This is a genomic window from Bacteroides sp. OM05-12, assembly GCF_003438995.1.
Classification (GTDB): domain Bacteria; phylum Bacteroidota; class Bacteroidia; order Bacteroidales; family Bacteroidaceae; genus Bacteroides.
The window spans coordinates 99645-108843 of record NZ_QSUN01000010.1 but is presented as its reverse complement, the minus strand read 5'-3'; the positions used below and the strand labels follow the sequence as shown (position 1 = coordinate 108843).

Annotated in this window: 7 protein-coding genes; 2 read left to right on the top strand and 5 right to left on the bottom strand. The window is 46.8% G+C overall.

Features of this window, described 5'->3' with window-relative positions:
- Positions 1-248: 248 nt before the first annotated feature.
- The 4 genes from DXB63_RS10140 to DXB63_RS10125 all read right to left on the bottom strand — a co-directional run bounded on the left by DXB63_RS10140 (position 249) and on the right by DXB63_RS10125 (position 5745).
- A complete protein-coding gene (locus DXB63_RS10140; RefSeq protein ID WP_122126296.1) occupies positions 249-2108 on the bottom strand; it encodes an Omp28-related outer membrane protein in 1860 nt (619 codons plus the stop codon).
- 138 nt (positions 2109-2246) lie between these two features.
- On the bottom strand, positions 2247-2897 hold the full coding sequence (locus DXB63_RS10135) for an ABC transporter ATP-binding protein (protein WP_122126295.1): 651 nt from the start codon (positions 2895-2897) through the stop codon (positions 2247-2249).
- Positions 2898-2901: 4 nt separating this feature from the next.
- A complete protein-coding gene (locus tag DXB63_RS10130) occupies positions 2902-3612 on the bottom strand; it encodes a ThiF family adenylyltransferase (RefSeq protein ID WP_122126294.1) in 711 nt (236 codons plus the stop codon).
- 3 nt (positions 3613-3615) lie between these two features.
- Complete coding sequence (locus DXB63_RS10125) at positions 3616-5745, bottom strand: cation:proton antiporter (protein ID WP_122126305.1); 2130 nt, start codon at positions 5743-5745, stop codon at positions 3616-3618.
- A 116-nt stretch (positions 5746-5861) separates the two neighbouring features.
- Here DXB63_RS10125 and DXB63_RS10120 point away from each other — a divergent pair, with 116 nt between their 5' ends.
- On the top strand, positions 5862-6389 hold the full coding sequence (locus tag DXB63_RS10120) for a shikimate kinase (RefSeq protein ID WP_122126293.1): 528 nt from the start codon (positions 5862-5864) through the stop codon (positions 6387-6389).
- Between the two features lie 360 nt (positions 6390-6749).
- Here DXB63_RS10120 and DXB63_RS10115 read toward each other — a convergent pair whose 3' ends face one another.
- Positions 6750-7094, bottom strand: a complete 345-nt coding sequence (locus DXB63_RS10115; protein WP_122126292.1) for a cupin domain-containing protein — start codon at positions 7092-7094, stop codon at positions 6750-6752.
- Between the two features lie 174 nt (positions 7095-7268).
- On the opposite strand from DXB63_RS10115, the gene speA reads away from it, so the two are divergent.
- Positions 7269-9161: a biosynthetic arginine decarboxylase gene (speA, locus tag DXB63_RS10110; protein ID WP_122126291.1), complete on the top strand. Its 1893-nt coding sequence runs from the start codon at positions 7269-7271 to the stop codon at positions 9159-9161.
- Positions 9162-9199 lie beyond the last annotated feature (38 nt).

The following is a 9199-nucleotide window of genomic DNA, read 5'->3' as shown; positions in this document are numbered from 1 at the left end:
AGACAACCTATAGTAGGATTATTAAGTTTAACCAGTCAACCAAAAACAGGACGATACACTTGTAGGAGGAGCTTTAACTCTCAATTCTCAACTAAAAAATAGTGCCTTCACTCTAATTGGCTATTCACTAATGATTTATATCCGGAGCGTGATAAGGTGAAGGTAGAAAAAGTATAATTTAAAATATGCATAAAAAGAGAAATCCGTGTTTGTGGACAGCACTATTTCAGGATTTAGCTTAGCTCCTTTTATTCTGATAAAATGATTTTAAATATCTTACACCCATCTTTTTCTTGTAGATATAGTAAATAGATGCCTTCGGGCAAATGCTTTATTGATATTTCCGGTTGTGATTCAGAACGTTGCATCAAGCATTTTCCTGCCAGATTGTATAACCGGAATCCATTATATTCTCCTGAAATGTAGATGGTTCCATCGGTAGTTTTGACAGAAATCTGATCCAATGATTTACTGTTAATATCCGATTCGCGCTTGGTGAGCTTCACTTGTGCGGAATTATAAATGATGCAGTTGGTGATATTGTCGCTATCATAGTTGCCAACGGAAGCTATAACGTGCATGTCATCACAACTCCATGTGCCGTCGATGGTTACTTGGTAATCTTTTGAGAAGTTGTCCGCATCTATAGCTTCCCCCCATGTATCTGTTAAGACTTGGCGGAGCGTATGCTGGTGGTAGAAACTGCCACCTGAACCGTCTTGTTTTGTTGTATGTATATTGTCTTCTGTCAGATAAATAAACAGCCGATTGTCGGTGCCGGATAAAGGTAAAAGTCGTTTCCCGTCTATATGTATAGTGGCTTCCCTACTTTCTTCGTTATATTCGGTAGTTAAATTAAGGCTGACGAAAGCTGGTAAATCCAGGAATTCGTTCAGTAGTTCCGTAGTTAAACTACCTGCACTAAATGAAGGGTTGGTAGCGCTTAATTGGGGAGCATATTGGTTGGGTTGTGTTCGGTCGATCATTAGAGTTGGCGCACTTCTGACGTCATAGAAACTTGCATACTCTGTACTTGCCGGGTGTGTATATGGATCATATCCATATCCGGCATGGTGACCCATCATGATGACACGATTGTTTCCATTGACGATACTCTTAATGTGTTCATGACCTTTGGGACAATTAGAACATAATTCTGTTGAATAAACTTCCATTAAAACATTTCGTTCGGTTAGGGATGCTACACATCCAATAGTATAAGGTTGTGAAATGTTGTCTGTCGGATCAATATCGACCTCACCGTTAAGGTCGCTGATGGAGACTTCCACGATGTATTCTCCTTCTTTTGGAAAAGTCAGATGGTCTGTTTTAAAATTGTATGAAGCTTCATACGGAATCGTTACATTCTCTATTTTCTCCGAAATCCACTCACCTCCATCTATCCGGTAATTTACTTTGAAATTATGAAGTGTTGCTGTCGCTACGTTAGTGAATGTTCCGGAAATCGTCGCGTTTTCACCTAACTTTACGAAAGCGGGGAGTTTGGTTTGCTGTAAGGTAATGTTGTACCGGGGTAACTGATCTCCTTTAACTATACCTTGTATAGCTAACGCGTGATCATGAATATCGGATGAAGGAATCCATGAGCCATCTTTATATACCCAGTCCATGGAGGTATCTTCTGTTGAGGTTAATTTACCTACAAGGTTATTACTTGATTTATATTCATATCCGATATAGATTCCTTCGTCAGTGTTTATTTTATATGGAGTATCCAGCTGAATACTATTCCAACCCGTCTTCTGTCTTGCGCTAACCGTCTGTTGATAGGTATATGGCTGATTTAAATCTTTCGTAACGAAGATATTCAGTTCTGTAAAGAATATATTCGGAGCCAGGGCGAATCTGATGGCGGTGATACTGTTGCCTTTATAAAGCTTCATCTTTGATGCGGGAATGTGGATGGCGGCAGCGCGTTTTAAACTCAGATCTTTATCCGGATTGCTCAACTTATCATATTTATCGTATGATTCATCAGAGTGACCTAGCCGGATGGAGTCTGCGAAGTTTTCATTGGCATATAAAGAAATCCCGGAGATAAATATTAGAAATAATATTGTAATCCGGATGAGTGCATGTCTTTTCATAATCTTTTATTTGCTTTTAAGTAAAGATGATATTCGCAAATATATAAGTTGGGAAAGACTTTTTTTATTTTTAAGGTTTGTAGTTTATCCTAAATCATGATTTAGTAAAAGAAAACCGATCAAACTGGTGTTTGCCCGCTAATTTATTTTCCCGTCCACCATGTGGATAGTCCTGTCTGTAAGAGCGGCCAGACCTTCATCGTGGGTGACGATAACAAAGGTTTGACCAAGTTTGTCGCGCAAATCAAAGAATAGTTGGTGAAGCTCTTCTTTATTGTGCGTGTCGAGGCTGCCGGATGGTTCATCGGCAAGAATGACGGCCGGATTGTTAATTAGCGCGCGAGCTACGGCGACGCGTTGTTTTTCTCCACCGGACAGTTCGTTGGGCTTGTGTTCGGAGCGATCGGAAAGACCCATGAAGTGCAGGATTTCTTTGGCTTGCTTCGTAGCTTTACTAACAGGAGTTCCGGCGATAAAAGCCGGGATCATAACGTTCTCCAATGCGGTAAATTCCGGCAGTAACTGATGAAACTGGAAGACGAACCCGATATGTTTGTTGCGGAAAGCGGAAAGTTCTTTCTCTTTCATGCGGCTTACTTCAACGGTGTTGAGGAAAATGCGCCCGGTGTCCGGCTGGTCCAGTGTGCCCATAATTTGCAGGAGTGTGGTTTTGCCGGCACCGCTCGGGCCTACGATACTGATAACTTCGCCTTTGTTTATTTCGAGGTCGATGCCTTTCAATACTTGCAGCTCGCCGAAACTTTTCGTGATTCCTTCTAGTTTTATCATTATTTTATAATTTTCTGATTACGTATTCCGCCAGATAGCACCCGAAGACGGCGGGCATATAACTTACCGTGCCGGCTGTGGACTTCTTGTTCTGTTCATCTTCCGTGAGTAGAATGGCGTGGGGATTGGCTTGCTCGGTGCTGAATACGACGGGTAGCTTATGCCTCATACCCATTTTTTGCAGGCGTTTCCTGACGGCTTTGCTCAGTCCGCAATGGTAGGTTTCCCATAAGTCGGCAAAACGGATTTTCGTGATGTCCGTTTTTGCACCGGCGCCCATGCTGGAAATTATTTTGATGCCTCGCGTGCACGCATTATATATAAGGTAGCATTTGGGGCTGATGGTATCGATTGCATCCACGATGAAATCAAAATGTGCCGAGTCCAGTAATTCGGGGATATTCTCGTCTTTCAGGTAGACGGGCATAACGTTTAATTTGATCTTGGGGTTGATATCCCGGAAACGTTCGGCAAGTATCTCCGCTTTGGACTGCCCGATGGTGGAGTGCAGGGCGGGAAGCTGACGGTTGATGTTGGTGGGCTGCACCGTGTCGGCGTCTACGATGGTCATTTTGCCGACACCTGCGCGGCAGAGCATTTCCGCTGCGTAAGCGCCTACGCCACCTAAACCCACAACGAGGATATGTGCCGTATGGAGTCGGTCTACTTTTTCTGCTCCCAGAAGGAGTTCTGTTCTTTGCTGCCAGTTTTCCATCCTTTACTTCTTAAACCATTTATAAATCCACTTGCCGATATCATCGTAGTGCTGAGATTCGTTGTGCCCGCGCGGATCGGAGAAGGAAACAATCTCTTCCGGATCACCGTACTGGTCGGGGTAGAGTATCAGCAGACTATTGTTGGAGAAGTACTTGCTGATTTGCGATGCCAGTTTCTCAAATGCGGGTGTATAGGAAATTCCTCCCGGACGGGCGCTGATGATGACCAGCAGGTGGTCGTAGTTTACCTGTGCCGTGAGCATTAACAGATCGTCCCACTCCTCAAGGACGGAGAACTCGGTAGGCGTTCCGTCGTACTTCTTACGGACGATGGCTTCGAGCTGCCGTAAGGTTTCCGTAGTGGCGAAGAAGTGCACACGGCAACCGAGTTGGCTACCCATGCGGCAAAAATGTTCCACCCACTTGTGAAATCCCGGCTCGTACTCCGCTTTCGGCGGCACGGCGATGATGACCCGGCGAAGGGTGTTGACAGGCATCAGGAACTTGGCAATCATAATTTGCCTGTGCGTACCTTTCAATAAGTTCTCGGTCAGCGAACCGAAGAAGGAGTCTACGATATTGGCTTTGCGGTGCAGACCGATAATGACATCCGTCACCTGATATTCTTTCATCGTATGGATGATGCCGGAAGCAATATTGAGGTCGTAACGGCTTACGGTACGTACCGGCACATCGGCGGCAGCGGCTACCATTGCCGTTCGCTCCAAGTTGCGCTTGCCTTGCAATTCTTTCGTTTCGGATTTGTTATTGTCGTTGATGACATTGAGCGCGATCAATTCGTTTTTCTGGCGCGGGTCTTTGATAACGAGTGCGAGGTTCACCAGTTCGTCGATAGTCTCCGGGTTGGCAACCGGTATCAAGAGCTGTTCTTTTTCTTTCGATTCGTCCTTGTTCAGCAGTATTTCCTCTTTGACGGCGATGCGGCGGGCGGCGCGTTCGGTGGCAAAGGAGCTGATGATACAGGTAAAGAGAATCATGACTACGGTGCCGTTCAGCACATCGTCGTTGAGCAGCCGCTCGCCGTTTTCCATGATGATGTCGTGCCCGATAAGGACGGCGGCAAGGGTGGCGGCTGCCTGTGCATTACTCAACCCGAACATCATGTTGCGCTCTTCGGGTTTCATGTGGTAGATCTTTTGGGTAATCCATGCGGCAATCCATTTGCTGGCGGTTGCCATGACGGTCATTACTACCGCCACTTTCAGCGCTTCTCCACCTGTGAAGAGACTGCGGACATCAATAATCATACCGACTCCGATCAGGAAGTAAGGGATGAACAGGGCGTTGCCGACAAATTCCAAACGGTTCATCAGGGGGGACACGTGCGGCACGAGGCGGTTCAGCACCAATCCGGCGAGGAATGCACCGAGGATACCTTCCATCCCCACAAACTCCATCAATCCGCTACCGAGAAACACCATCGCGAGCACAAAGACAAACTGCATCACGCTGTCTTCATATTTCCGGAAGAACCAGCGGCCGATGCGGGGAAAGAAGAAAATGATGAGGAATCCCAGAAAGATTACTTTCAGCAGCAGGAACACCCAGTACAAGCCGTTGACGTCTCCTTTGTACATGCCTCCGATGACGGCGAGTATCAAAAGCGCCAGGGCTACCGTGATAGCCGTTCCGCCGATGGTGATGCTCACACTCCGCAGGCGCGACAGGCCGTAGCGACTTACGATGGGGTAGGCTATCAATGTGTGCGAGGCATACATACTGGCGAGGAGCACAGAGGTGGTCATTCCGTAATCCAGCAGGCTCATGCTGCTCCATACGCCGAGAATCATCGGGATAAGGAAGGTGAAAAGACCGAAAACGAGCGCTTTGACCCGGTTCTTCTTGAAATCTTCCATATCCATCTCCAAGCCGGCAAGGAACATGATGTAGTAGAGCCCCACTTTTCCGAACAGCTCGAAACTGCTGTCGCGCTCCAGGATATTGAATCCGTATTGCCCTACGACAACTCCGGCAAGAATCATGCCGATGATATGCGGGATGTGCAAACGCCCCAACACCATCGGAGCAAACAGAATAATGATGAGCACAAGGAAGAATATCCATGTGGGATCGGTTATCGGGAGCTGTAAACTGAATTCCAATAGTTGCATATAAGACAATTTAAAAGGGATTGCACCTAAATCTCTTGCAAAATAACGAAAAAGTAAGGAAACTACAAGAAAAAACATCTACATTTGTACGCGTTAACTTAATAAACGTTGTGATAATGACACGTATTTTTCTGATCGGATACATGGGGGCAGGTAAGACGACGCTGGGAAAAGCGTTGGCGAGAGAAATGAATCTGTCTTTCATCGACTTGGACTGGCATATAGAGGGGAGGTTTCATAAAACGGTAAGCGAAGTGTTTGCCGAGCGGGGCGAGGACGGTTTCCGCGAGTTGGAACGGCAGATGCTCCATGAGGTGGCGGAATTTGAGGACGTCATTATCTCTACCGGCGGCGGCACGCCCTGCTTCTTCGACAATATGGACTTCATGTGCGAGCACGGTTCTACGGTTTTCCTGAATGCCAGCCAAGACACCCTTCTCCGCCGGCTGAAAGCCGCCAAGCAATCACGCCCCCTGCTTCGCGACAAATCCGACGAGGAGCTGATGGACTTTATACGGAATGCGCTGGAAGTTCGCCTACCTTATTATATACGCGCCGAATATGTAGTTCCTGCCGATGAGCTGGAGACTAGAGAACAAATAGCAGAAACGGTGCGCCGCTTCCGTGAACGGCTCGGAGTGTGAATGAAGCGGTAGTTATTTATCCTGACAGTCGTTTCCCATCGTTTCCCCCTTTTTCGCCCATGCGTGAAAGGGGTATTTTATTATTATCCCCTGCCTGTACCTCCTACACGGGCATCTCTCCTCGAAAGTAAAAAACAGCTCTAAAAAGTGCCCTACAGTACCCTGTAGAGGGGGCGAATTTTCGTCCCGATGATAATTATTTAGATGGCGATGATAATTATTATCGTCGGGAGTAGAATAATTATCATCGGGACGATAATTTTTATCTTCGCGGGAAAATTTTTTTTCCTGCCAAAAATAAAAATCGCGGGCTCGAAATCCTTGCAGATTCCCGGCTTGCGAAACGGTCGTAAAAACGTCTTATTTCTTCAAGAAATCTTGACGTATGGGACTGAACGTATCTATTAAAATTCCTGCCTCGAGACAAACACATCCATGCTCTGCTCCGGGTTTCATATAAACACCGTCTCCGGCGCGGACGATGCGGGTTTCACCGTCCGTGGTAAATTCAAACACGCCACTTGCTACATAGGTCGTTTGTGTGTGAGGATGTGTGTGCGGAGTGCCTGCCGCTCCTTTTTCAAACTTGACCTTTACCATCATCATGTTGTCATTATAACCCATAATCTGACGTGTCACGCCTTCGCCGGCAGGTTCCCAAGGCATCTCCCGTTCATACTGAAAGTTCGCACTTTGAAATTCCATATCTCTGTTGTTTTGAAATGAATGTAAATGGTGATTTTTTGCGGCAAAGATAAAATATTTGCGGTACTTTCCGCCGTATTTCTAAAAATAACGGATATTAAGGTTGTAAACTATAGATTATTACGTATTTTTGCCAAACTAATATTTTTCACTTAAAAACAGGATCATACGGAAATGAGAAAATGGCGTATTGAAGATTCAGAAGAGCTTTACAACATCACCGGCTGGGGCACTTCTTACTTTGGTATCAATGAGAACGGGCACGTAGTTGTCAAACCCCGCAAAGACGGTGTAGAGGTGGATTTGAAAGAATTGGTAGACGAGTTGCAGTTGCGTGACGTGGCAGCTCCGATGTTGCTTCGCTTCCCCGATATTTTGGACAACCGCATCGAAAAGATAGCCAAATGCTTTGAACAGGCATCGGAAGAGTACGGCTATAAAGCCCAAAACTTTATCATCTACCCGATTAAAGTGAATCAGATGCGCCCTGTGGTCGAGGAGATTATCGGTCACGGAAAGAAATTCAATCTCGGTCTTGAAGCCGGCTCCAAACCGGAACTGCATGCCGTGATTGCCGTGAACACGGATTCCGATTCCCTGATTATCTGCAACGGATACAAGGACGAAAGCTACATTGAGCTTGCCCTGTTGGCACAAAAGATGGGCAAACGTATCTTCCTCGTTGTAGAAAAACTGAATGAGCTGAAGCTTATCGCGCAAATCTCCAAACAACTCGGTGTACGCCCCAATATTGGGATACGCATCAAGCTCGCTTCCTCCGGAAGTGGCAAATGGGAAGAGAGCGGGGGAGACGCCAGCAAGTTCGGCTTGACATCCAGCGAGTTGCTCGAAGCGCTCGATTTCCTCGAAAAGAAAGACATGAAAGAGTGCCTGAAGCTGATCCATTTCCATATCGGCAGTCAGGTGACAAAGATACGCCGCATCAAGACGGCATTGCGTGAGGCTTCCCAGTTCTACGTACAGCTGCACGGCATGGGCTTCAATGTGGAGTTCGTGGATATAGGCGGCGGACTTGGAGTGGACTATGACGGCACCCGCTCGTCAAACAGCGAAAGCAGTGTCAACTATTCCATTCAGGAGTACGTGAATGACTCCATCTCCACGCTGGTGGATGTGAGCGACAAGAACGGTATTCCACATCCGAACATCATCACCGAAAGCGGACGCTCGCTTACGGCGCACCATTCCGTACTCATCTTCGAGGTGCTGGAGACTACCACCCTACCGGAGTGGGATGACGATATTGAAGTATCCGAAAATGACCATGAACTGGTGCGGGAGCTCTACGAGATATGGGATAAGTTGAATCAGAACCGGATGCTGGAGGCTTGGCATGACGCCCAGCAGATACGCGAAGAAGCGCTCGACCTCTTCAGCCACGGAATTGTGGACTTGAAGACACGTGCGCAGATCGAACGTCTGTATTGGTCCATCACCCGCGAAATCCATCAGATAGCTTCCGGCTTGAAGCATGCTCCCGACGAATTCCGTCAGTTGAGCAAACTGCTTGCCGACAAGTACTTCTGCAACTTTTCACTCTTCCAGTCCTTGCCGGACTCTTGGGCCATCGATCAGATATTCCCCATCATGCCTATCCACCGGCTGGATGAAAAACCGGATCGCTCGGCAACACTTCAGGATATCACCTGTGACTCCGACGGGAAGATTGCCAATTTCATTTCCACCCGCAACGTGTCACACTATCTGCCCGTACACTCCCTCAAGAATCGCGAACCTTATTATATAGGTGTATTCCTTGTGGGCGCTTATCAGGAGATATTGGGGGATATGCACAACCTATTCGGTGATACCAATGCCGTGCATGTTTCCGTGAGTGAAAAAGGCTACTCCATCGAGCAGATCATCGACGGTGAAACCGTGGCGGAAGTGCTCGACTATGTACAATATAGTCCGAAAAAGCTCGTGCGTACGCTCGAAACTTGGGTGACAAAATCCGTTAAGGAAGGCAAAATATCCGTAGAGGAAGGCAAAGAATTCCTCTCCAATTATCGTTCCGGACTATACGGATATACTTATTTGGAATAATTAGGAGATAGATAACGATGGACGAGAAAAGTGAAAGT

What these genes read in the sequence shown, in the direction of transcription:
- DXB63_RS10135 (WP_122126295.1), bottom strand. Translation starts at nt 2,897, where the DNA reads ATGATAAAACTAGAAGGAATCACGAAAAGTTTCGGCGAGCTGCAAGTA.
- DXB63_RS10115 (WP_122126292.1), bottom strand. Translation starts at nt 7,094, where the DNA reads ATGGAATTTCAAAGTGCGAACTTTCAGTATGAACGGGAGATGCCTTGG.
- DXB63_RS10140 (WP_122126296.1), bottom strand. Translation starts at nt 2,108, where the DNA reads ATGAAAAGACATGCACTCATCCGGATTACAATATTATTTCTAATATTT.
- DXB63_RS10130 (WP_122126294.1), bottom strand. Translation starts at nt 3,612, where the DNA reads ATGGAAAACTGGCAGCAAAGAACAGAACTCCTTCTGGGAGCAGAAAAA.
- DXB63_RS10120 (WP_122126293.1), top strand. Translation starts at nt 5,862, where the DNA reads ATGACACGTATTTTTCTGATCGGATACATGGGGGCAGGTAAGACGACG.
- DXB63_RS10125 (WP_122126305.1), bottom strand. Translation starts at nt 5,745, where the DNA reads ATGCAACTATTGGAATTCAGTTTACAGCTCCCGATAACCGATCCCACA.
- speA (WP_122126291.1), top strand. Translation starts at nt 7,269, where the DNA reads ATGAGAAAATGGCGTATTGAAGATTCAGAAGAGCTTTACAACATCACC.